Genomic DNA, 23,792 nt, shown 5'->3' with positions numbered 1-23,792 from the left:
CATTGTATTTACAGAAACTCTGGCAGGCGACCTGAAAACAATAATTCTCTTACCCGTACAGGAGCCCGCTATGCAAGATAACCGTTTCGCCCGCGAGGTCATTCATCGCGACTACAACAGCCATCCGCCGGCCTTTGCCCCTGGCTACAAAACCAGCGTGCTGCGTTCGCCGCGCAATGCGCTGATCTCTTTGCAAAACTCATTATCTGAAATCACCGGTCCGGTATTCAGCGATAGCGATCTGGGTCCGCTGGACAACGACCTGATCATGAATTACGCCAAAGACGGTTTACCGATTGGCGAACGTATTATTGTCCACGGCTATGTTCGTGACGGCTTCGGTCGTCCGATGAAAAATACGCTGGTTGAAGTCTGGCAGGCGAATGCGGGTGGCCGCTACCGCCACAAGAAAGATCAGTATCTCGCGCCTATCGACCCCAACTTTGGCGGCTGCGGACGCGTGTTAACCGATGAAAACGGATACTATTTTTTCCGCACCATCAAACCAGGTCCCTATCCGTGGCGTAATCAGGCCAGCGACTGGCGTCCTTCGCATATTCATTTTTCACTGTCCGGCGATGCCTTCGCCCAGCGTCTGATCACCCAGATGTATTTTGAAGGCGACCCGCTTATCAGGCAGTGTCCCATTGTCAGAACCCTCAACAACGACGACGCTGTTCGCACCCTGATTGCTGAACTGGACACCCACGCCGCCGTTCCGCTGGACTGTCTGGCGTACCGTTTCGATCTGGTGCTGCGAGGCCAGCGCGCCACACTGTTTGAAAACCGGACTCAGGGGGTCGCACAATGAAAGATTATTTACCGGAAACCGCCTCACAAACGGCGGGACCGTATGTGCATATTGGGTTAGCGCCGGACGCGGCAGGCTTTCATATCTTTGAGAAAAACGTCAGCGCCACGCTGACCAACAGCCATACCGAAGGTGAGCGTATTACCCTTGAAGGCCGGGTGATCGACGGTTCCGGCACACCGGTGCGCGATGTGCTGCTGGAAATCTGGCAGGCCAATGCCCACGGACGGTATAACCATCCAGCCGACCATCAGGAAGATAAGAAACTTGACCCTGATTTCCGCGGTTGGGGACGCGCCTGTTCCGACTTCGACAGCGGCGTCTGGCGCTTTGAAACCATCAAACCGGGATGCGTCGTCGGGCGTGACGGCAGGGTCATGGCGCCGCACGTTAACCTGTGGATTGTCGCCCGGGGCATCAATATTGGCCTGCACACCCGGATGTACTTTGCCGATGAACCTGAGGCGAACCAGCGCGACCCGGTGCTAAACCTGATCGAATGGGAAGTTCGCCGCCAGACGCTCATTGCCCGGCGTGTTCAGCGCGGCGACGAGACGGTCTATACCTTTGATATTCATCTGCAGGGCGAAAAAGAAACGGTCTTTTTTGACGTTTAACGGTAGCAGCGGGCTGGGGCTTCAGCCCGCTGACGTTTTGTATCAGGCCAGATGCTTCTCCAGCCAGGGCAACATCTGTTTCTTACGACTCAGCATACCCTCGACCGTCACGGGCTGCGACAGCGGCGGCTGATGTGAACCGGCAAACCACAGCTGCGAATGCCCGGCGTTAATATCGGTCAGCATCAGCGCCACCAGATCCGCGCCGCTGCGGGTAGCGTATTCCGCCATCTCGCCTCGCAGGGCTTCCAGCACGCCGGATACCTGATCCAGAGAGTAAAGCTCGATCTGCGCGACGCTGACCTGTAACCCATGAAGAGTGAAGCGCTTGATATCCTTTTGCAGAAGCGCGCTGGCGGTTAAGCCTTCCACGCTGGTTTTCGCGCTTAATAATCCCTCACTAAAGGCGCTTAACGTCACGCCTGCCTGTTCCGTCAGTTCGGCTACCGCCTGACGATCGTCGTCAGTGGTCGTGGGCGATCGTAGCGTGACAGTGTCACTTAACAGGGCGCCCAGCAGTAATTGCGCTTGCGCGGAAGTGACCTGCGCCCTGTGCTGTGGCGTCATTAACTGCCACAGCAATGTGGCGCTGCTACCAACCGGTTTAATCCACACCTCCGGCGGCAGGCGGGTCATTAGCCCGCCCAGTCGGTGATGGTCAATAATGCCAACAACATTGCTGGACTGAAGGGTTTCCGGCCCTTGTGATGGCTCCGTAAAGTCTACCAGCCAGACGTCAAGCCCGGTGAGCGGCAGGGTCAACAATGGCGGCATGTCCAGCCCCGCCTGTTCGAAGATAAAGCGGGTTTCGCGATTCGGTTCGCCGAGACGCCAGGCCGTGGCCGGTAAGCCGCGCATCTGAAGCCAGCACGCGGTCATATACGCCGAGCATATCGCATCGCTGTCTGGATTAAGGTGGCCTATGACATGAATCATTTTCCCCTCCGCAGAGAAATCGCTGTTACTTAAATGAGTTAAATGTTAATTATATTTTGCAATCAAGTTATCAAAAACAAACAACTTTACTTGTCACCGGCACGGCTCTGTTTTTAACATCGCTTATGGAAAAAAATAGTTTGTTCAGTCAGCGCATCCGATTGCGCCATCTTCATACATTTGTCGCTGTCGCTCAACAAGGAACACTGGGGCGTGCAGCCGAAACCCTTAACCTCAGCCAGCCCGCGCTGTCAAAAACGCTGAACGAGCTGGAGCAGTTGACCGGAACCCGCCTGTTTGAACGCGGACGACTTGGCGCCCAACTGACCCTTCCGGGGGAGCAGTTTCTGACCCATGCGGTAAAAGTGCTTGATGCGCTCAATACGGCCGGACAGGCGCTAAACCGTAAAGAAGGTCTAAACAATGATGTAGTGAGAATCGGCGCGCTGCCCACCGCTGCGCTGGGTATCCTGCCTGCGGTGATTGGCCCGTTTCATCAACAGCAAAAAGAGACCACCCTGCAGGTGGCCACCATGAATAACACTATGCTGCTGGCGGGACTGAAATCCGGCGAGATTGACATCGGCATTGGGCGGATGTCCGATCCGGAACTGATGAGCGGCCTGAATTACGAACTGCTGTTTCTCGAGTCATTAAAGCTGGTTGTCCGCCCCGGCCATCCGCTATTGCAGGAAAATGTCACTCTCAGTCGGGTCATGGAGTGGCCCGTGGTGGTGTCGCCGAAAGGCACCGTGCCACGGCAAAACGCCGAAGCGCTGTTGCAAAGCCAGGGCTGCAAGTTGCCCAACGGCTGTATCGAAACGCTTTCGGCCTCGCTGTCGCGCCAGCTTACCGTCGACTACGACTACGTGTGGTTTGTGCCATCCGGGGCGGTGAAAGAAGATCTGCGCCAGGCGACACTGGTCTCCCTGCCGGTGCCGACCCAGGGCGCGGGCGAGCCCATTGGTATTCTTACCCGCGTGGACTCACCGCTTTCTTCCGGCGCGCAAACGCTGATAGGCGCGATTCGTAAATCCATGCCGCTATAAATGCAACCGCCGGGCCGGATGACGGCGTGAATGCGCCCTATCCGGCCCGTGGTTGATAACCGTCAGAAGGTTTCCCAGTTGTCTGTGCCAGCCGTGACCGGCGTCGGAACAGGTTCCGGCGCGCGGCGGGCCGTTATCGTCCGCGTGACGCCGCTTCCGCTCTGTAAACGAAACGCGCCTACGGCTTCCGTCAGTCGTGCGGCCTGCTCCTCCAGTGACGCGGCGGCGGCAGAAGCTTCTTCCACCAGTGACGCATTCTGCTGAGTGACTTTATCCATCTCGGAAATCGCCTGGCTTACCTGGACGATGCCGCGACTTTGTTCATCCGACGCCGCCGCAATCTCCAGCATGATATCGGTCACCCGTTTCACCGCGTCGACAATATCGGTCATGGTGTTCCCCGCCGCCACCACTTCGCCAGACCCCTGATCGATAAGACGCACCGATTCGCTGATCAAGCCTTCTATCTCTTTTGCCGCCTGGGCGCTACGGCTGGCGAGTGTACGCACTTCGCTGGCGACAACGGCGAACCCGCGTCCCTGCTCACCGGCGCGGGCGGCTTCAACCGCCGCGTTGAGCGCCAGGATATTCGTCTGGAACGCAATGCTGTTAATCACGGCGGTAATTTCGGAAATCTTCTTCGAACTGGTGGAAATATTGCCCATTGTCTGCACGACGCCGGACACCATCTGGCCGCCACGGCTGGCTTTACCAGACGCGTCTTCCGCCAGTTTACTGGCGTGGTGCGCATTGTCGGCGTTTTGTTTTACCGTCGCGGTCAGTTGTTCCATGCTGGCGGCGGTCTGTTCGATTGCCGCCGCCTGCTCCTCGGTACGCGACGACAAGTCGGTATTGCCTGCGGAGATCTCGCTCGTGCCGCGATAGATTTCCTCTGCCCCCTGACGCACCGCGCCGACGGTGTTTACCAGCGAACGATGCATCTGCTGCAAATGGCGGCTCAGACGGCCAATCTCGCTGCGACCTGTCGGCTCATCCTGCATGGTGAGATCGCCCGCCGCGATTTGCTCAATGCGCTGGGCGGCATGTTGTAACGGACGAATCACGGTGCGACGCAGGACGATAAAGGTCATCAGCGTCAGCAGTAACGCCAGCGCAAAGGCGCCAATCATAAACATTACCCCTAAACGGGTGCGTTGATGCGCCTGCTCGCTTAAGTGTGTAGCGCGCGCCGTGCGTATCTCAATGGCCTTCAGAAGGATTTTGTTGTAGTTGGCGTCAAGCTGCCGCGCCTGTTCGCTTTCGTGATTAATGATAGCTTCGAACATGCCGTTTTTGGCGTATTTCAGCATAGGCTGCAGACCGGCCAGGTATGCCTGAAAACTGCTGTTCAGATCGCCATCCAGCGCTTCATCAGCAGGGGTTTTCACCGCCCGCGCCATATAGGTATTAAACCCATCTTCAGACTGTTTAATCCGCTTTTCCGCCGCCGCGATATTCGCTTTCATGTCGTCCATTTCGGCAATACGGCTTGCCGCACCGGCGTGGATCATGTTGATCCGCGCGGTACGCAGATGGTTAGAACTGTTTGATAACCCCATTCGCACCTGAATTTCATCCGTGACGTCGCGCTGATCGCGGTCAGCCTGCATCAGAAAATAGCCGGCCAGGCCGGAGCTCAGCGCGAAAAGTAAAAGGATGCCACCGAGAATGGAGGAAAACAGCGGAACCAGCCTGATTTGATGCAGGAAGCCCAGCTTATGCGGTGCTTGCATCGATGATGTGTTGTCCATGACCGTCGACTCTCTTATTGGATTTATGCGTGATACACGCCCGTTAGATAGTCATCGGCAATCAGGAAGGTTTACTTATCGCAAAAAGCGCTGACTTCGTCACACTTTGACAACATTTTTGCTAAAGAAAGGAAAAATGCCAGCGGAGGCTCCGCTGGCAAAGGGATTACTTATCGCCGAAATGGATAACGGTACGAATCGATTTGCCTTTATGCATCAGGTCAAAGGCCTCGTTGATTTGTTCCAGCGGCAGACGGTGCGTAATAAACGGATCCAGCTGGATCTTACCCGCCATCGCCTCTTCTACCATCCCGGGCAGTTGCGTACGCCCTTTTACACCGCCAAACGCGGAACCGCGCCAGACACGGCCAGTCACCAGCTGGAACGGACGCGTTTTGATCTCCTGACCCGCACCGGCTACGCCAATAATGATGCTCTCGCCCCAGCCTTTGTGGCAGCATTCCAGCGCGGCGCGCATGACGTCGACATTACCGATACATTCAAAGCTGAAATCCACCCCCCCGTCGGTCAGGTCAACAATCACGTCCTGGATCGGTTTATCGTAGTCCTTCGGGTTAATAAAGTCGGTCGCACCCAACTCGCCCGCCAGGGTGAATTTCTCCGGATTCGTGTCAACGGCAATAATGCGCCCGGCTTTCGCCTGAACCGCCCCCTGAATGACAGCCAGACCAATTCCGCCAAGCCCAAAGACCGCAACGGTATCGCCTTCTTTTACCTTCGCCGTGTTGTGGACGGCACCGATACCGGTGGTCACGCCACAGCCCAACAGGCAGACTTTGTCCAGCGGCGCCTGGGGATTCACCTTCGCCAGCGAAATCTCGGCGCACACGGTGTATTCACTGAAGGTGCTGGTGCCCATATAGTGATAAATGGGTTCGCCTTTATAAGAGAAACGGGTAGTACCATCCGGCATCAGACCTTTACCCTGCGTGGCGCGTACAGCCTGGCACAGGTTGGTTTTTCCGGATTTACAGAATTTACATTCGCCACATTCTGCGGTGTAAAGCGGAATAACGTGATCGCCGGGTTTCAGGCTGGTGACGCCTTCCCCCACCTCGACCACCACACCGCCGCCTTCATGGCCGAGCACGGCCGGGAACACGCCTTCCGGATCGTCGCCGGACAGGGTAAACGCATCGGTATGGCAAACCCCGGTATGGGTAATCTTCACCAGTACTTCGCCTTTTTTGGGCGGCGCAACGTCAATTTCAACAATTTTAAGCGGTTGACCAGGGCCAAAAGCAACGGCTGCACGTGATTTCATATCTCTCTTCCCTATTATTGCGAGGTGATGTGTTTATTTTAGATAAGCACGAAGAAGGTGACCGATTTCCGCCATTCGCACAGCACGTTGGTCCGGCGTGGTTTCTCCACTCACCAGTTCATCTTTGAGATGGATTTCAACCATTTCGCCCATCAGACCATTAGACGCACCGCGGACAGCGGCAATCTGTTGCAAAATAGCCAGACAAGGTTCGCCAGACTCCAGCGCGCGTTCGAGCGCATCAACCTGCCCTCGTATGCGCCTGACGCGGGTCAGGATCCGTTTTTTATCTTCAGGTGAATGCGGCATAGGCCCTCCTGCATACTATAGGGGGGTATAGTAACAGGTACAGGCCATCATTGAAATAAAGAGATCCCTGAAAGACATAGGCCCCGGTTGATCTTTTTCTCCACCGGGGCCGAAAAGTACAGCAGACAATATCAAAGCCAGCATCTTACATAGCGCACGCCAGACCCCGCGCGTTCGACGATCAGCGTCCGTTTTTATCCCCGCTTACGGGGCATCATGCGCAGCAACGTATTGTCCTTCCACATATAGTGATGCATCAGCGCGGCGGCGGCGTGTAACGCAATGACCAGGTAGCCCAGGTTCGCCAGCACAATATGCCAGGATTTTAGCATAGCCACAGCATCTGCATTGGCCTGAGCCGCATGCGGCATCACCATCCCAAACGCGAACCACGGATTTCCGCGGTTATACATCATCATCAGGCCTATCACCGGCAACGCGATAAACAACAGGTAAATGATCAGATGCCCAAGATGCGCCAGGCCGGTCATCATCGGCTTAGGCTTTGGCTCAATCGGCGGCGCGGGGAATTTCAGTCGAACGACGAGCCGCGCGACCATCAGCGCCAGTATGCTCATCCCACATGAAACATGCACCATATTGATAACCGGACGGTAGCTGCGAGGGAAAAGCCCACGAAACTCCATCGCGCAGTACGCCACAATCACCAGTAAGAATACCAGCCAGTGAATTCCAATCTGCAGGCCTGAATACTTATTGCCCATAATACGTCCTGAGTAAATTCGTAAAGCGTCAACATAGCGAGCTTTTGTTAAAAATTCATTAACTTTTCTTCATCGCTTTTCAGTCAGTTAGGCTTAACGGCAAGAAGTGCGATTGCTCATCCCGCCAGAGTGAACTAAGCCTGGAAAGGAAAAAGAGACCGCACTGCTACATCCTGACAGGAGTAAACCATGAGTAAAATTGGCATTAACGGTTTTGGTCGTATTGGTCGTCTGGTACTGCGTCGTTTACTGGAGGTCAAAAGCGACGTCGATGTCGTCGCCATTAACGATCTCACCTCGCCGAAAATCCTCGCTTATTTGCTGAAGCATGATTCCAACTATGGTCCTTTCCCGTGGAGCGTTGACTTCACCGAGGATGCGCTGATTGTCGATGGCAAAGAGATTGCCGTGTATGCGGAAAAAGACGCGAAAAATATCCCATGGAAGGCCAAAGGCGCGGAAATTATCATTGAATGCACCGGATTTTACACCTCGAAGGAGAAATCTCAGGCGCACATTGATGCCGGGGCGAAAAAAGTGCTGATTTCCGCCCCCGCTGGCGACATGAAAACCATCGTCTATAACGTTAACGATGACACGCTACAGGCAAGCGATGTGATTGTCTCGGTCGCATCCTGCACAACTAACTGTCTGGCGCCAATGGCTAAAGCGCTCCACGACAGCTTTGGCATTCAGGTGGGCACCATGACCACCATTCACGCCTATACCGGCACCCAGTCACTGGTCGATGGTCCCCGAGGAAAAGATCTGCGCGCCTCCCGCGCGGCAGCGGAAAACATTATCCCCCATACCACCGGCGCGGCGAAAGCCATTGGTCTGGTGATCCCGGCGCTGAGTGGCAAGCTGAAGGGCCATGCTCAGCGTGTCCCGGTGAAGACGGGCTCCGTTACGGAACTGGTCTCCATTCTGAATAAAAAAGTTACCGCCGAAGAGGTGAACAACGCACTGAAACAGGCCACCGATAACAACGAATCTTTTGGTTACACCGACGACGAAATCGTCTCATCGGATGTTATCGGCTCGCACTTTGGCTCTGTGTTTGACGCCACTCAAACAGAGATTACTGAGGTGGGCGATCTGCAACTGGTGAAAACCGTGGCCTGGTATGATAACGAGTACGGATTCGTCACCCAACTCGTTCGTACGCTGGAAAAATACGTTACGCTTTAACAACAAGGCGGAGAGGCTCCTCCGCCCTTTTTTCTTCTGCTCGCCCGCGCTGTGAATACCCCGGCCTTTACGCTACGACTGGAGATAAACCACCTGCGTTTGCAGATACTCGTTCAGTCCGTGCTTACCGTCCGCGCCACCGATACCTGACTTGCGCCAGCCCGCGTGGAAACCCTGCATGGCTTCAAAGTTCTCACGGTTGATGTAGGTTTCGCCGAACCTGAGTCCCTTGATAGCTTTCATCGCCACATTGAGATTCTGCGTATAAATCGACGAAGTCAGGCCATAGTCGCTGTCGTTCGCCATAGCCAGCGCGTCATCCAGCGTATCAAAGACGACGACGGGCAGCACCGGACCAAAAGTCTCTTCATGCATGATCGCCATCTCCTGGCGCACATCCACCAACAGCGTCGGTGGATAGAAGTAGCCTTTCCCTTCCACCGCGTTACCCCCAAGCACCACTTTCGCGCCTTCTTCAACCGCACGCGTCACTTTTTGCGCCACACGTTCCAGCGCAGCCGCATTAATCAACGGTCCCATCGCAATGTCGTTACGCTCGGCGGGATTGCCAAACTGAACCGCTTTCATCGCGTCAGCCAGACGCGTGACAAACCGATCGTAAATGCCTTTCTGGACATACACCCGCTCGGCACAGTTACAGACCTGCCCGCTATTAATGACGCGAGAATCAACAATCGCCTTCACCGCCAGCGCCAGATCCGCATCGTCCATAACGATAGCTGGCGCTTTGCCCCCCAGTTCAAGGCATACTTTGGTGATGTTCTTCGCGGCGGTGGCCATAATTTTTTCTCCCGCCGTCACGCTGCCGGTCATGCTGACCATCGCCACCTTAGGATTCCCCGCCAGCTCCTGTCCGACTGTTTCACCACGACCGAGCACAAGGTTAAAGACGCCGCGCGGCAAACCAATATCATCGACGATCTTCGCAAAAGCGATGGCATTATTCGGCGTAAACTCGCTCGGCTTGATCACGATGGTATTGCCCGTGAGCAACGCGGGTGCCAGTTTTCGCGCGATCAGGAAGAACGGGAAATTCCACGGCAGGATACCGGTGGTCACGCCCAGCGCGCGCTTAAACAGCAATATATTCTCGCCGGGGCGATCGCTTTGCAGAATCTCGCCCTCGTAGCGGCGCGCCCACTCGGCCATATAGTCAAGATAATCGGCGGTAAATGACACTTCCACCTCCGCCAGTTGTTGGATCTTGCCGCCCTCGGCAACAATCAGCGCGCTGATCTCATTAGCTCGCTCGCGGATGCCAGCGGATATTTTGCGTAACCATCCTGCGCGTTCAATGGCCGGCAGCGCTTCCCAACCGATCTGCGCCCGTTCTGCCGCCTCAATCGCTTTACGCGCATCTTCCGCCCGCCCGTCCGGGATACGGGAAATCACCTCTTCCGTCGCCGGGTTGATGACATCAATCCAGGCTTCTCCGTGCCAGGTCACAAACTGTCCGTCGATATACATAGGATGTTGTACGGGTACTGACATGCGCTACTCCTGTGATTGAAATGTTTTTAACAAGTGAAATTGTTGTTAATAAACATCAATCATGCCGTCAGTATTCCAACTGGTGTTTTGATAATGTGAGCGGCCTCATAAAAGAGGCCGCTCAGGGGCAAAGAACGCCGCTGGCAAGGGCAGCAAAAATGCCCGTTTGGGAGAAAACAAGGCTAAACGGGCAGGGTTCAACGCAAAGCGCGATCGGTGAGGGCCGCATAGAGTGCTTCATCGTCGTGCAGCGTTTGCCATGCGGCTTCCACGTCCGCCGGAAAATCAACGTGAACAATAAAGTCGCGCCCGCAAGGTCCGTAGCCCGATTCGTCGTTACGCAGGCGTGGTATTTCGCCCGCCACCAGCGCTAAATAACGCTCAATGGTCCATACGCGATCATCAATGTTGGAAAAAGCAAGACCGTCGTCATGCCGGCAAAGCAGCGGTGTGAAGCCAGGATGACTTAACCAACGCGGCGCATCCGGGTTGTCACGGGTTACCCGGCGAAACGTCGCAATAGTGCGCCGCTGCATGGTGGGGTCCTGAACCACAATCGCCGTATTGATGGGATCGGTGACCTCGGTAAGCAGGCTGACGCTAAAACGGGCATTTTCACCGCAGTTAGTGGAACGTTCTTCCAGCCAGATTTTATCCGCCGGGATCTGCCAGAACTGGCGTGCGATATCTGCAAGGATAGCCGCTTCGGTGCGTCCGGTGGTACGAATCGTATTGTAACGGGGATGCTGCGCAATGGCGGCATACAGAAAGGTCGTTGAGTGCCCGATCCCGCCGGTAATCAACAGCGGAACAGATTGCTCTTTCGCGATGCGGCAGGCGGCATCAATGGTGGGGATCACGGCATTACCGGCAAGCACGACGCAGTCGGCCGGATAAGCCGCACCGCCGTGAAAGTCATCCTGCGCCAGCCACTGCCCTACAGTATTAATCGCCTCAAGGGAGGCGTCGGAAATGTTCAGGAACGTTCGCATAGTGGGCTCCTCCTCTTTCTCAGCAGCCTACCGCAGCCCGACAGGATAAACAGCAGATCTCTCTGAAAGGTTAAGCGTTAAATTTCGCCGCTTTTTTTGTCACATTCATGAAATAACCAGAAACGTCTAAAAACGTATCGGTTGCACCTGTCGATTATCCTGTTTTTAAGCCGTTTAATAAATCATCCCTGTCATATCTTCTGCTCTCACAGAAAATTCGCCTGGTAAATTGCCTTATTTTTGGCGCATGTCTTTCGCCTCCCCCTTGTCAAATGTAACCAACCTACCTAGTTTGATTAACAATTTCACAACCAACCGACTGTTTCAGGTTGCACCTTCCGCACCGCCAGGTGTCACCTTTTTTACTACTCTCTGGCTGAGGTTTAACGTCAATGACAACGCATGAAAGTAGCACTGCCATTCTGAAGAAAAACAAAAAAGTCCTCATCGCCAGCCTGACCGGCAGTGCGATTGAGTGGTTCGATTACTTCCTGTATGGCACCGCCGCCGCGCTGGTGTTTAACAAGATTTTCTTTCCGATGGTTGACCCGGTTATCGGTCTGATCCTCTCGTATCTGTCTTTCTCTCTGACCTTTTTCATTCGCCCGATCGGTGGTGTCGTCTTTGCCCATATCGGCGACCGGATTGGCCGTAAGAAAACGCTGGTCTTAACGCTGTCGCTGATGGGCGGCGCGACGGTGATGATTGGCCTGTTGCCGACCTACGAGATGATTGGTATCTGGGCGCCCATTTTGTTGATTCTGATGCGTATCATTCAGGGAATGGGGATAGGTGGTGAATGGGGCGGCGCGCTTCTGCTGGCCTATGAATACGCGCCGGAAAAACGTAAAGGCTTTTTTGGCAGTATTCCCCAGGCGGGTGTCACCATCGGCATGCTGATGGCGACGTTTATCGTGTCGTTAATGACGCTGTTCAGCGAAGAGGATTTCCTCTCCTGGGGCTGGCGCATCCCGTTCCTGCTCAGTTCCGTACTGGTGCTGCTGGGGCTATGGATCCGCCGCGATATTGACGAAACGCCGGATTTTCAGAAAGTGAAGCAATCCGGACAGGTCGCCAAAGCGCCGCTTCGCGAGACGCTCACCCATCACTGGCGTGAAGTGCTGATCGCCGCAGGACTCAAAGTGGTAGAAACCGCGCCATTTTATATTTTTTCGACCTTTGTGGTCAGTTACGCGACGACAACGCTCACCTACCAAAAGTCGCAAGCGCTGGAAGCCGTTACCCTTGGCGCGCTGGTGGCTACGGTAATGATCCCGCTGATGGGCCTGTTGTCGGATAAAGTGGGCCGTAAACGGATGTATGCCGTCAGCGTCTGCCTGCTCGGTCTGTTTATCGTGCCGTGGTTTCTACTGCTCAATACCGGCACGACCTGGGGAATCGTACTGGCGACGGTGGTGATGTTCGGCATTCTCTGGGCCCCCGTCACCGCGGTTCTCGGCACGCTCTGCTCTGAAATTTTCAGCGCTAACGTTCGTTATACCGGGATCACCCTGGGTTACCAGATTGGCGCGGCACTGGCTGGCGGCACTGCCCCGCTTATCGCGACGGGCCTGCTGGCGAAATATAACGGCGACTGGGTGCCGGTGGCGTGGTATTTGATCGTCACTGTCGCTATCTCCCTTACCGCCATCTTCTTTGCGAGTCGGGTAAAACGGTCTTCTGCTATTCACGCTCAGCCGAACGAACTGTAATAGTCATAAGCCTCACCCGGTATTCGCCGGGTGAGGCGCTACGTTCACGTCACAGTGCAAACAATTACCCGTTTATCTGCTCCATCGCCTGTAAAATACGCTTATCTGAAATCGGATAAGGCGTACCGAGCTGCTGCGCGAAGTAACTGACGCGCAGCTCCTCTATCATCCAGCGGATCGCCTTCACATCTTCATCTTCACGTCGCGCAGGGGGCAATTTATTGAGCCACTGCTGCCACGCCTGCTGCACGCTCTCTACTTTCAGCATTTGGGCGCGGTCGCGGTGCGGATCGACAGCCAGCTTCTCGAGCCGTTTTTCGATCGCCTGTAAATAGCGCAGCGTGTCGCCGAGACGTTTGAAGCCGTTTCCGGTGACAAAGCCGCGATACACCAGCCCGCTCATTTGCGCTTTAATATCCGACAGCCCCAGCGCCATCGTCATGTCCACGCGCCCTTTCAACCGCTTGTTGATGGCAAACACGGCGGTCAGGATCTGCTCAACCTGCTTTGCTATCTCCACCACGGTGTCGTTGAGTTCGGCACGCACCTTTTCGTGTAACGCGGTAAAACCTTCCTCTGTCCAGACCGGGCCGCCGTTGGCGTCGATCAATTTGTCTACGCCACAGGAGATACAGTCGTCTATCAGTTCCAGCACCTTCCCATACGGGTTGAAGTACAGACCCAGCTTAGCTTTGTTCGGCAGCTTCTCGTGCAGGTACTTAATGGGCGACGGTATGTTCAGCAGCAGCAAACGCCGCAGGCCGGACCACATTGCCTGCCGCTGTTCCAGCGGGTTATCGAATAGTTTGATCGCCACACTGTCGCGCTCGTCCACCAACGCTGGCCAGGCTTTGACCTTATAATTGCCGCGTTTCTGCTCGTAGCTTTCCGGAAGCTGGCCGAAACTCCAGATATGCAGGCCGCTCTGTTCGATACCGTCGTCCGCCACGGCAGACAAGGTTTCCTGAACCTTGCCCTTCAGCGCCTCTTTCAGCGCCGTTAATGAACGTCCTTCCTGCAGTTTTTTGTTCTTCTCGTCGACAACGCGGAACGTGACTTTCAGATGATCGGGCACCTGTTCCCAGTGCCAGTCTTCGCGGTCAACCGTCACGCCGGTCATGCGGCGCAGCTCACGCTCAAGGGCCTCCAGTAGCGGCAGTTCGAGCGGGGTTACACGGCCTAAAAACGCCTCAGCATAATTTGGCGCAGGGACAAAGTTGCGCCGCACTGGCTTCGGCAGCGACTTGATCAGCGCAATCACCAGCTCACGGCGCAGACCGGGGATCTGCCATTCAAAACCGCTCTCGTCCACCTGGTTCAGCAGCGGCAGCGGGACATGTACAGTCACGCCGTCGGCATCCGCGCCCGGTTCAAACTGGTAGCTCAGGCGCAGCTTCAGATTGCCCTGATGCCAGAAGTTGGGATAGTCCAGCTTGCTGATCTTTTCCGCCCCCTCTTTGATCAGCATGCTCTTTTCAAAATTGAGCAGGTCCGGCGTTTCCCTGCTGACCTTTTTCCACCAACTGTCGAAATGACGCGCGGAAATTACATCGTGGCTGATGCGCTGGTCGTAAAACTCAAACAGCGTCTCGTCATCCACCAGAATATCGCGACGGCGTGACTTATGCTCCAGCTCTTCGACCTCAGCACGCAGCTTCAGGTTATCGCGGAAGAATGCGTGCCGCGTTTGCCAGTCGCCTTCGACCAGCGCGTGGCGGATAAACAGCTCGCGACATAACGCCGGATCGATCTGGCTGTAGTTCACCTTGCGGGCGGCGACAATCGGTAAACCGTACAGGGTGACCTTTTCAGTCGCCATCACTGCGCCCTGCGCCCGCTCCCAGTGCGGTTCACTGTAAGAACGTTTAATCAGGTGCTGGGCAACGGGCTCCACCCAGTCCGGATCGATTCGCGCAGCAATGCGTCCCCACAGACGGCTGGTTTCCACCAGTTCTGCCACCATCGTCCATTTCGGCGGTTTCTTGAATAAGCCAGAGCCGGGGAAGATGGAGAAACGCGCGTTGCGTGCGCCGGTATATTCCTGCTTGTCGGCATCCTTCATCCCGATATGCGACAGCAGCCCGGTAAGCAGCGCGATATGAATTTCACGATATTCCGCCGGTTCGCTATTGACCGGAATGCCCAGTTCTTTCACCACCTGACGCAGTTGGGTGTAAATATCCTGCCACTCGCGCACCCGCAGGTAGTTGAGAAAATCCACTCGGCACTGGCGGCGGAACTGGTTCGATGACAGCGCCTTCTGCTGCTCGCCGAGATAATTCCACAGGTTTACGAATGCCAGAAAATCGGACTCTTTATCGTGGAAACGACGATGTTTTTCATCCGACGCCTGCTGCTTGTCCATTGGCCTTTCGCGCGGGTCCTGAATGGAGAGTGCGGAGGTGATGATCATCGCCTCGCGCACGCAGCCGTGTTTTTGCGCTTCCAGCACCATGCGCGCCAGGCGCGGATCCACCGGCAGCTGGCTGAGCTGGCGACCCAGCGGCGTTAGCTTATAGGCGTTCGCCTGTTCGTCAGTCGTAATCGCGCCCAGTTCTTCCAGCAGGCGCACGCCGTCCTGGATATTGCGCTTGTCCGGCGCTTCGACAAAGGGGAACGCGGCGATATCGCCCAGTCCCAGCGCGGTCATTTGCAGAATAACCGACGCCAGATTGGTACGCAGAATCTCCGGATCGGTAAACTCCGGGCGCGACAGGAAATCGTCTTCGGAATAAAGACGAATACAGATCCCTTCCGAGACGCGACCGCAACGCCCCTTACGCTGGTTAGCGGAAGCCTGAGAAACCGGCTCGATAGGCAGACGTTGTACCTTTGTACGGTAGCTGTAACGACTAATGCGCGCGGTGCCGGGGTCAATGACGTACTTAATACCCGGCACGGTGAGCGAGGTTTCCGCCACGTTGGTCGCCAGTACAATGCGCCGTCCGCTGTGGGACTGGAACACCCGGTTCTGTTCGCTATTGGAGAGCCGGGCGTACAGCGGCAGCACTTCCGTATGGCGTAAATTGAGCTTGTTAAGCGCGTCGGCGGTGTCTCGGATTTCGCGTTCACCGCTCATAAAGATCAGAATATCGCCGGGGCTTTCACGACCCAGTTCATCTACCGCATCGAAAATAGCCTGTAGCTGGTCGCGTTCGGTATCGTCCGCCTCTTCTACAATCGGGCGATAGCGCACTTCCACCGGATAGGTCCGTCCTGACACCTCTATAATCGGCGCATTGTTGAAATGTTTTGAGAATCGCTCCGGATCGATAGTCGCGGAAGTAATGATAACTTTCAGGTCCGGGCGACGGGGCAGCAGCTCTTTCAGATACCCCAGCAGAAAATCGATGTTCAGGCTGCGCTCGTGCGCTTCATCGATAATGATGGTGTCGTACTGCATCAGCAGGCGATCCTGCTGGATTTCCGCCAGCAGAATACCGTCGGTCATCAGCTTAACCATCGTGTTATCGCTGACGTGGTCGTTGAAACGCACCTTATAACCGATGCAACCGCCCGGCTCCGTTTGCAATTCTTCAGCAATACGGTTCGCCACGGTACGCGCAGCCAGACGGCGCGGTTGCGTATGGCCAATCAGCCCTTTAACCCCGCGCCCCAACTCCATGCAAATTTTCGGTAGCTGGGTGGTTTTTCCCGACCCGGTTTCCCCGGCCACAATCACCACCTGGTGGTCGCGAACCGCTTCAAGAATGGCCTGTTTTTTCTGGCTAACCGGCAGGTTTTCCGGATACACGATCGCCGGACGTGACGCTTCGCGTAGCACGACTTTACCGGCTGCCTGTTCGATCTCTTTCGCCATTTCCTGGTAAATGGCCTGTTGTGCATCAGGATTTTTAACCTTCTTCACGCCGTGGAGGCGGCGAGCAAAACGCTGGCGATCGCGCAGCATCAACGCATCTAACTGCTGTTGCAGGAGGTGGAAGGTTAATTTTTGTTGTTCTGTCATAAGGTTAGATGGCAGTGCTCTGCCTGGTTAAATCTCTTTAAATTGATAGGTATAGAGTACCACATCAGCGCATGTTGTGTGTCGTTCAATAAATTCGAACATAGGCTTCGATATATTGCGCTATCTCTGTGGCAGGATTGTGAATAAAGTGTCAACACGCAACGGGGCACAGCCCATTCAAACACCTATAAGGAAACACCCATGAGCAAGGTATTAGTTCTTAAATCCAGTATTCTGGCAGGGTACTCTCAGTCTGGTCAGTTGTCTGATTATTTTGTTGAACAATGGCGTGAAAAACATCCCGCTGATGCCGTAACCGTACGCGACCTGGCGGCAAACCCTGTTCCGGTTCTGGATGGCGAACTGGTCGGCGCTCTGCGCCCGAGCGATGCGCCGCTGACGCCGCGTCAACAGGAAGCGCTGGCGCTGTCTGATGAGCTGATTGCTGAACTGAAAGCCCACGACGTAATCGTCATTGCCGCCCCGATGTACAACTTTAACATCCCGACACAACTGAAAAACTACTTCGATCTGATCGCACGCGCTGGCGTCACGTTCCGCTATACCGAGAAAGTGCCGGAAGGTCTGGTCACCGGTAAACGCGCCGTGATCCTCTCCAGCCGCGGCGGTATTCACAAAGATACCCCGACCGATCTGATCGCGCCATACCTGAAAGTGTTCCTTGGATTCATTGGGATCACCGACGTGAACTTTGTGTTCGCCGAAGGAATCGCCTACGGACCGGAAGTGGCATCAAAAGCGCAGTCCGACGCGAAAGCCGCTATCGACAGCGTGGTAGCCGCGTAAGCGCTCACCTCCCGCTGCGGCGGGAGGTGTTCATTTTGGCTGATAACTCAGATACCCCACCACACCGCGACTCGCGCCATCACTGGGATGCTTCACCCCGTCGGTTACCTCACCGGTGAAAAGTCAAAAGGCGAGACGTCTTCAATACAAGCCACGTTCACGCCATACTGATCCGGACTGGAACGGCGCTGGTGAAAGGTGTAGATCCCGCAGACTGAACAAAAATAATGCTTCGCTTCGCCAGTATTAAACCGGTACTCCGTGAGCTTATCGCGCCCGGTGATGACGTCGATACCGTCGAGCGGCGCAGAAACCACCACGGCGCCGCGCATCCGGCAAAACGAACAGTTACAGCGGCGTACGGTGTGAAACCCGTCGCTAAGCTGAACGGTAAAGGTGACCGCGCCGCAGTGGCACTGCGCAGAATATTTTTTTGTCATCATGTTGTCCCGCAATGAGTCGATAACGCCGTTGCAGTGGACAGTATAGAAACAAACGCTCAAGACAACGTGCCTGATAGCGCAAAACGGTGCGCTATCAGCCAATTTGCTTTATTGCGAAAGCGCCAACAGCTGCGCCCGGAGATTATCCATGAACGCGCGCTTGTCGGGATCCGCATACATCGCCCCGCCGATGGACACATCGATAAACAGCGGCAGCGGTATCCGGTTGCCCTTCGCCATTACCCGTTCGGTTCCGGTCAGCCAGACAGGAATAATCGGCACCTCCGGAAAACGCTGGCTCAGATGCCATAACCCGGACTTCAGCGGGGCCAGCTTTCCAGGCTCGCCGCGGGTACCTTCCGGAAACAGAATCAGCGTCTTGCCTTCTCGTAGCGCCTGTTCGCAACGGGCCAACGGGTTAGCGTCGCCGCCTTTACGCATCACCGGAATAATGTTGAGAATATTCAGCGCAAACCAGGCCATCCACTTATTACGCAGAAAATAATCCGCCGCGGCAACCGGATGCACCTGACCCTGACGACGTAATGAAAACAGCGAAAGCAGCGCAAACACGTCCATATGGCTGTTGTGATTCGCCACAATAATCGCCGGACCGTGTGTCGGCAGACGTTCCCGGTGCCGGACACGCAACCCCAGCCATAGCCAAATGACCGGCCAGACAACACAAAGAGTAAACAGAGTACGAAGTAGTCGCGTCATGGTAGTTAAAAGTAAAAATAGCGGATGAAATGAAAGAAGACCGGCGCAGTGAAGATAAGTGAGTCCAGCCTGTCGAGAATACCACCGTGTCCGGGCAAGAGAGTGCCGCTGTCTTTGACGCCACAATCCCGTTTGATCGCCGACATCACCACGTCACCACAAAACCCCGTCACGCCGATAATCACCCCGGAAAGCAGCGCCATCGCCCCGCTCATTGGTGTCAGTAACGGCCCTAACAACAGGGCAACCAATGCCGTTGTCGCCACGCCGCCCAGCAATCCTGCCAGCGTTTTATTCGGACTGACCGTCGGCGTGACCTTAATGCGCCCGAACGACTTACCCCAGATGTACTGCGCAACGTCGTTAAATTCCGTCAGACCGACCAGAAACAGCACCAGTAGCGCGCCGGTCTGTTTGCCATCAGCAGGAAGCACCAGCAGAAAAGCCACATGGCTGAACGCAAACACGGTGGTCATTAAACTCCAGTGCAGTTGGGAAGCGGTACGCAAAAAGCCCTGCGTGTCGCCGGCGATCACCATTCGCGCGGGAAGGAATAAAAAGACATATACCGGAATAAACACCACAAACATGCCGTACCAGCCACTGCCGATAAACCCGTAGTTAACCGGAATAGCGATAAACATCCACAACAGCGGCATACGGTCAGCCTGACGGGACGGCGCCAGGGTCAGAAACTCTTTCAACGCCATAAAGCTGACCAGCCCGAAAAAGGTCAGCGCCAGCCAGGCAGGACTCAGGATCGCCAGCGAAAACAGCACCACGATGACCCACCATGTGCGAATGCGTAGCGTTAATTCGCGCCAGTCTTTCTCCGGACGCAGCGTAACCAGTAGCACATTGACCACGCTCGCCGCCAACAGTAGCGCGAATACCGCCGCCAGGGATTTCTCCAGCATCATCACTTCGCCACCTCGACCCGCAACGCGCTGCGACAGCGATTACCCGCCGTCCACAGCAGCAGAAGGATGGCGCCACACCAGACGGCGTTATTCCATGTCGCCAGCTGTGGCCACAGCGTCAAAAGCAGTCCCCAGCAGCCAAACAGCAGCGCGCGATCGCTTTTGCCTAACGGACCCGCGTAGCTGCGCACACCGTTAATGGTTTGCGCCAGCACGCCGCAAAATTCCGTCATTGCCGCACAGAACAGCATCGCCACAACCAGCATTGGGTTACTGTCCGGGATCAGCATAAACGGCAGATAAAGCGCGAGGTCGGAGAGGACATCGCCGGTTTCGTTAAGAATCGCACCCAGCCTTGACTGCTGATTGCACTCTCGCGCCAGCATGCCATCCAGCGCATTAAGCGCCATGCGCACAAAGAGCACGACAGGCAGGAGGACCAGCAGTTCCAGACGGGGGAAACACACCAACACGCCGCCCGTCAGGAATGAGAGCGCCATCGCGGCAAGGGTAATATGATTAGCCGTCACGCGGTGTCGGTGCAGCCAAAACATGAGGGGACGCAAAAGTGCCTGAAAAGCGGGCTTAATTTGATAGAGGGTCATTATCATTCCCTGATAATTAAAAAGTCGCGTAATAATGCCTGACTTTATCGATTGATGCGCCATCGCCCCCTGCTATCAGACAACATTTCAGAATTTATCAGTTATTTCCGCAGCCACTTACCGTTGATTCCCTGCACGTACTCGCCCGGACGGGCGCGCTCAACCAGCTTTTGCCCGGCCATTTTCGCGACCTCTTCTACCGGAATATTGTGACTTTCAGCAAGTTGCTGGTAGCTGACGCTTCGCGCCTGGTTGATCTCTTTCACCAGCGTCCGGGTTTCGGCATCCTCTTTCAGCGCCACGAGGTAGCCATTCAGGGTTTCCCCAACCCGTCCTTGCGTTCTGGCCTCATTGAGGGTCAGCGCCAGCGCATTTCCACTCAGCAGGCTGAGAATCAGCGTCGTCAGAAGTAATGTTCGTTTCATCCTAACCTCAGAACAAGTCGCTACGTGATTTGAGCAGGCTTTCTACGTCTTTATCCACTTTGATGTGGATCTCATGCTCAATCCTGACATTCATGTTGATAGTGATTGGCTCTTTTGGCGCCGCGACTTCAATGCGCGGCGTACAGCCCGTCAATACCCCTGACAGGAGTAGCGCCAGCATGGCTGTCATCATTTTCATTGGGAGTCCTCACATTCCTTGCCTTCCGGGCAGTGTTTCAGGGGCAGCGTTGCGTTCTGTTCAAGCCATGCCTGTAGGTTGTCGCCAAAGCGCAGACTGCGCCAGAGCGCAAATACGTTTTCTTCGTGGGTGTAGTTGAGATTGACCGTCCCCGTCTTACCTTCTACGCGACTGTTGCCGGTGATGGCCGCCTGCATGGTCAGTACGCCGAGATTGTCTAAATTGATTTTGGTCCAGGAATGGGCGATCTCCATGTAACGCAGCCAGTTGATCGCCGCGCCCGCCGCCATATTATCCTTCACCACCGCATCGGCGGTGTCTTTGTCGATGCGCAGGGTCATTGGACCCGGATTCGTTAACCAGCCGTCTTTAATGATCCATTTTTCATTATTCAGCCACAGTGGGAGCGCGCCGCTGACCGGGCCGGACAGGGCAAATTGCTTGGGATTCACCGCGCTTATCAGCTCGCTGGACGAAATATTTTCCACGCGAATCAACGCCGGGTCATGCTGCGGCATACGCAACTGCTGCATCCTCACCTTACCGCCCAGCACGTCGACGCTGACGTCGGTGAGTAACAGCGGATCCTCTTCACGCCAGGGGTACGCGCCCTGCAGATCGGCGCTGAGATTGGTAGCTGTCACCTGATTGACCACTTCGGCGATCCGCAGCGAAACCGGTCCGCGCGTGCCCAGTTGCCACGTACCGTTGCCAAAACGGAATGGCAACACGAAATCCACACCGTTAATCTGGTTGTCGGGCATCCATGCGCTGCCGCCTTTGAGCACACCGTGGCCGCCCGCTTCAAACCCTTGTTCCGGCGCGGCAGAGAACGCGACCTGGGCGTAGAGCTCGCCTTCGCGCAGAGTCATTTTCCAGTCTGGCGGCACCAAAGGTTGAAATACCGTTAGCGACTGCTGCGGCCACCAGGCCTGTCCGCGCAGACGAATGCCGTCCCAGCGTCCGTTAACCCGAACCGGCCCAATCGCCCCGGCATGTAAATCACCTTTGAACTGGAACAACGTCGGATCGCTACCGTCAACGCTGAACTTGAGCGTCGACGGCGGCAACACGCTGCCGCCCGAAAAATGGGTTTCGCCAGCGTCGAGCGAGAGCGCGCCGCTAAACCGCGGCTGTGCTTCATCGCGCACCCACTGAACCGGCTTGTCGAGTATCAGCCGCGGGGAGTCGATCGTCATGGTGCCGTATTGAAGCTGATTAAAGCCAGTGGAGAGATCGGTCAGGGTGATGACCTTATCGCGCCATTCCCCTTTTCCCGCCACGTCCCAGGCGGCATGCATAGGGGTAAAACGGCCCTTCCCCCAGTAGCGCCACTGCCAGCGCCCTGCATCCGGCAGGAAATCGTTCGCCAGACCGTCGAGATGCAGCACAAAGTCACCCATTTGATTTTCATGCGCGCGCAGTATGGCCTGCAGACGACCGTCCACGCCGCGCTGCGTCACCGTCACCCCTGCCAGCGGCCAGCGAATCTCATCAATGTCCAGCGAGTCGATGACCCGCCCGCGCGAACGCAGCAGCGCGCCAGGCTCAAAGGCCAGTTGCGGATCGCTCAGGCTTCCGCTCAGTTGGGCGGGTAGCCTGGCGTAAAAAATCAAATCGTCCTGCTTCGCTTCGCCGGTTAACTGAAGCGGCATCGCGCTATTATCCATGCTGAGTTTGCCCGGGCCAAAGGTCAGCACCGCGTTTCCTTTGCCCGCGTCGCCCTGGGTAAGGACATTAAGGCGACCGCTAATCAGCGCCCTTTCTGTCCCCTCCTGCCAGTTATCAACCTTAATGCCCAGACGCCCGCTTAAGGGAAAATCCTCATACGGCCACGTCCAGCGGCCGTCGCTGATGGAGAGTTGCTGAGACGTAAGGGTCCACGGCAGGTCGAGCAACGGCTCATGCTGTCCGCGCGCCATCACGATCAGTTGCCCCGTATTGTCACGCCATTCCAGTTCCGCATCCACCAGCGAAGGTGCCTGCGGCAGAGTCAACGTCGCAACGCTATGACCGCTTGTCGGCAGCCCATCCGGCACCAGCGGCATCGTGAATTCACCAACCAGTCTGACGGGCGGCTGCCCTTCAAACGCCGTCACGTCAAGTTCACTCACGGACAGCATCTGGCCGCGCAGTTGCGCCCGAAGGGTGACCTTTTCCCCCTGATAGCGCACTTGTTGAACCGACGGGGTAAGCGAAAGGTTCAGTTTTCCCTGCCATACCTGCCAGGGAGAAAGCGCCACATTGTCGATAGTGACCCAGGTATTCGGCAACATCGCCTGCCACTCGGCAAGGGTGCGCGGCGCGGCGGGCGACGACTCGCTTTGCGGGAGTTTAGCCAGGCAGGCGGAATCAAGCTGAAGGGTTTTAATCGTAAGCTGCCAGCGGCTGGGATGGGAAATGTCCGCATGGGTGACGCGCGCCAAAGGACATTCACCGACTAAATATGTCATCTCAGGAATATGCAAGCCCTGACGCGTCAGGCGTGGGCTTTGGTCAAAGGCTATGCGCGTCCCGAGCGGCAGCCAAATGCCCGCCAGCGTTGGGACCCACCACCCAAGCGTCATCACCAGCGTCAGCGGTATGAGGATAACCAGCAAAGCGATCGCCAGAACGGCTTTGTATTTACCCTTCATGGGCAGTTAATATCCTGATTTAGCATTAAATTAAGCCGAATAAGGCCACTATTGTGTCATGTTTGCCGAAACATGCCCAGTTTAAGGATAGATGCTCTAGAATTATTCATTATATGTATCACTTTCAATACTTTTTTATATTTTGTAAAATAATTTGAATTCAATACGTGTGATTCAACA

20 protein-coding genes and 1 pseudogene are annotated in these 23,792 nt (G+C 55.6%); 6 read left to right on the top strand and 15 right to left on the bottom strand.

Translation table 11 applies throughout. The features are described from left to right. Positions 1–70: 70 nt before the first annotated feature. Complete coding sequence (gene pcaH, locus JY391_RS10845; protein WP_211935718.1) at positions 71–811, top strand: protocatechuate 3,4-dioxygenase subunit beta; 741 nt, start codon at positions 71–73, stop codon at positions 809–811. Further along, positions 808–1,428, top strand: a complete 621-nt coding sequence (pcaG, locus tag JY391_RS10840) for a protocatechuate 3,4-dioxygenase subunit alpha (RefSeq protein ID WP_060571236.1) — start codon at positions 808–810, stop codon at positions 1,426–1,428. Before pcaH ends, pcaG begins: the two co-directional genes overlap by 4 nt. A 42-nt stretch (positions 1,429–1,470) precedes the next feature. On the opposite strand, the gene JY391_RS10835 is transcribed toward pcaG, so the two are convergent. Beyond that, complete coding sequence (locus JY391_RS10835) at positions 1,471–2,364, bottom strand: manganese-dependent inorganic pyrophosphatase (RefSeq protein WP_211935717.1); 894 nt, start codon at positions 2,362–2,364, stop codon at positions 1,471–1,473. A gap of 125 nt (positions 2,365–2,489) precedes the next feature. Between JY391_RS10835 and JY391_RS10830 the strand changes: the two genes are divergently transcribed. Continuing rightward, the gene (locus JY391_RS10830; protein WP_211935716.1) at positions 2,490–3,413 is read left to right on the top strand and encodes a LysR substrate-binding domain-containing protein; all 924 of its coding nucleotides are present in this window, start codon (positions 2,490–2,492) and stop codon (positions 3,411–3,413) included. A gap of 62 nt (positions 3,414–3,475) precedes the next feature. Here the strand turns inward: JY391_RS10830 and JY391_RS10825 are convergent, their stop codons facing one another. The 4 genes from JY391_RS10825 to cybB all read right to left on the bottom strand — a co-directional run bounded on the left by JY391_RS10825 (position 3,476) and on the right by cybB (position 7,483). Continuing rightward, positions 3,476–5,164 carry a methyl-accepting chemotaxis protein gene (locus JY391_RS10825; RefSeq protein ID WP_229264101.1) on the bottom strand — a complete coding sequence of 563 codons (1,689 nt, stop codon included), beginning with the start codon at positions 5,162–5,164 and terminating at the stop codon, positions 3,476–3,478. Between the two features lie 166 nt (positions 5,165–5,330). Beyond that, positions 5,331–6,449 carry an S-(hydroxymethyl)glutathione dehydrogenase/class III alcohol dehydrogenase gene (locus JY391_RS10820; protein ID WP_060571240.1) on the bottom strand — a complete coding sequence of 373 codons (1,119 nt, stop codon included), beginning with the start codon at positions 6,447–6,449 and terminating at the stop codon, positions 5,331–5,333. Between the two features lie 33 nt (positions 6,450–6,482). Beyond that, complete coding sequence (locus JY391_RS10815) at positions 6,483–6,758, bottom strand: metal/formaldehyde-sensitive transcriptional repressor (RefSeq protein WP_003833178.1); 276 nt, start codon at positions 6,756–6,758, stop codon at positions 6,483–6,485. A 194-nt stretch (positions 6,759–6,952) separates the two neighbouring features. Continuing rightward, a complete protein-coding gene (gene cybB / locus JY391_RS10810; protein ID WP_060571241.1) occupies positions 6,953–7,483 on the bottom strand; it encodes a cytochrome b561 in 531 nt (176 codons plus the stop codon). A 189-nt stretch (positions 7,484–7,672) separates the two neighbouring features. Here cybB and gap point away from each other — a divergent pair, with 189 nt between their 5' ends. Beyond that, positions 7,673–8,674: a type I glyceraldehyde-3-phosphate dehydrogenase gene (gene gap, locus JY391_RS10805; RefSeq protein ID WP_042283212.1), complete on the top strand. Its 1,002-nt coding sequence runs from the start codon at positions 7,673–7,675 to the stop codon at positions 8,672–8,674. A gap of 72 nt (positions 8,675–8,746) precedes the next feature. Here gap and aldA read toward each other — a convergent pair whose 3' ends face one another. Then, positions 8,747–10,186 carry an aldehyde dehydrogenase gene (gene aldA, locus JY391_RS10800; RefSeq protein WP_181823141.1) on the bottom strand — a complete coding sequence of 480 codons (1,440 nt, stop codon included), beginning with the start codon at positions 10,184–10,186 and terminating at the stop codon, positions 8,747–8,749. A 197-nt stretch (positions 10,187–10,383) separates the two neighbouring features. After that, positions 10,384–11,178 carry a YdcF family protein gene (locus JY391_RS10795; protein ID WP_200033301.1) on the bottom strand — a complete coding sequence of 265 codons (795 nt, stop codon included), beginning with the start codon at positions 11,176–11,178 and terminating at the stop codon, positions 10,384–10,386. A gap of 392 nt (positions 11,179–11,570) precedes the next feature. Here JY391_RS10795 and JY391_RS10790 point away from each other — a divergent pair, with 392 nt between their 5' ends. Continuing rightward, positions 11,571–12,890 (top strand): MFS transporter, encoded by a 1,320-nt coding sequence (locus JY391_RS10790; RefSeq protein ID WP_181823139.1) that lies wholly within the window; start codon positions 11,571–11,573, stop codon positions 12,888–12,890. A 64-nt stretch (positions 12,891–12,954) separates the two neighbouring features. On the opposite strand, the gene hrpA is transcribed toward JY391_RS10790, so the two are convergent. Continuing rightward, positions 12,955–16,857 carry an ATP-dependent RNA helicase HrpA gene (hrpA, locus tag JY391_RS10785; protein WP_211935715.1) on the bottom strand — a complete coding sequence of 1,301 codons (3,903 nt, stop codon included), beginning with the start codon at positions 16,855–16,857 and terminating at the stop codon, positions 12,955–12,957. A gap of 201 nt (positions 16,858–17,058) precedes the next feature. On the opposite strand from hrpA, the gene azoR reads away from it, so the two are divergent. Next, entirely contained in the window at positions 17,059–17,664 is a 606-nt protein-coding gene (azoR, locus tag JY391_RS10780) for an FMN-dependent NADH-azoreductase (protein WP_211935714.1), read from the top strand. A gap of 30 nt (positions 17,665–17,694) precedes the next feature. Here azoR and JY391_RS10775 read toward each other — a convergent pair. The 7 genes and pseudogenes from JY391_RS10775 to JY391_RS10745 all read right to left on the bottom strand — a co-directional run bounded on the left by JY391_RS10775 (position 17,695) and on the right by JY391_RS10745 (position 23,612). After that, positions 17,695–18,107: pseudogene (locus tag JY391_RS10775) on the bottom strand (GFA family protein). Between the two features lie 108 nt (positions 18,108–18,215). Then, positions 18,216–18,827 (bottom strand): lysophospholipid acyltransferase family protein, encoded by a 612-nt coding sequence (locus tag JY391_RS10770; RefSeq protein ID WP_060571244.1) that lies wholly within the window; start codon positions 18,825–18,827, stop codon positions 18,216–18,218. A gap of 5 nt (positions 18,828–18,832) precedes the next feature. Then, on the bottom strand, positions 18,833–19,747 hold the full coding sequence (locus JY391_RS10765) for a phosphatidate cytidylyltransferase (protein ID WP_211935713.1): 915 nt from the start codon (positions 19,745–19,747) through the stop codon (positions 18,833–18,835). Continuing rightward, entirely contained in the window at positions 19,747–20,352 is a 606-nt protein-coding gene (locus JY391_RS10760; protein ID WP_181823136.1) for a CDP-alcohol phosphatidyltransferase family protein, read from the bottom strand. The genes JY391_RS10765 and JY391_RS10760 overlap by 1 nt, the downstream gene beginning before the upstream one ends. Positions 20,353–20,453: 101 nt before the next feature. Then, on the bottom strand, positions 20,454–20,777 hold the full coding sequence (locus JY391_RS10755; protein WP_042283235.1) for a YdbL family probable chaperone protein: 324 nt from the start codon (positions 20,775–20,777) through the stop codon (positions 20,454–20,456). A 7-nt stretch (positions 20,778–20,784) separates the two neighbouring features. After that, positions 20,785–20,976 carry a YnbE family lipoprotein gene (locus tag JY391_RS10750; RefSeq protein ID WP_042283238.1) on the bottom strand — a complete coding sequence of 64 codons (192 nt, stop codon included), beginning with the start codon at positions 20,974–20,976 and terminating at the stop codon, positions 20,785–20,787. Further along, complete coding sequence (locus JY391_RS10745) at positions 20,973–23,612, bottom strand: YdbH family protein (RefSeq protein ID WP_211935712.1); 2,640 nt, start codon at positions 23,610–23,612, stop codon at positions 20,973–20,975. Before JY391_RS10745 ends, JY391_RS10750 begins: the two co-directional genes overlap by 4 nt. Positions 23,613–23,792: the final 180 nt, after the last annotated feature.

It is taken from the genome of Citrobacter sedlakii (genome assembly GCF_018128425.1).
GTDB classification, from domain to species: Bacteria; Pseudomonadota; Gammaproteobacteria; order Enterobacterales; family Enterobacteriaceae; genus Citrobacter_A; species Citrobacter_A sedlakii.
This window is presented reverse-complemented; position numbering and strand designations above follow the sequence as displayed.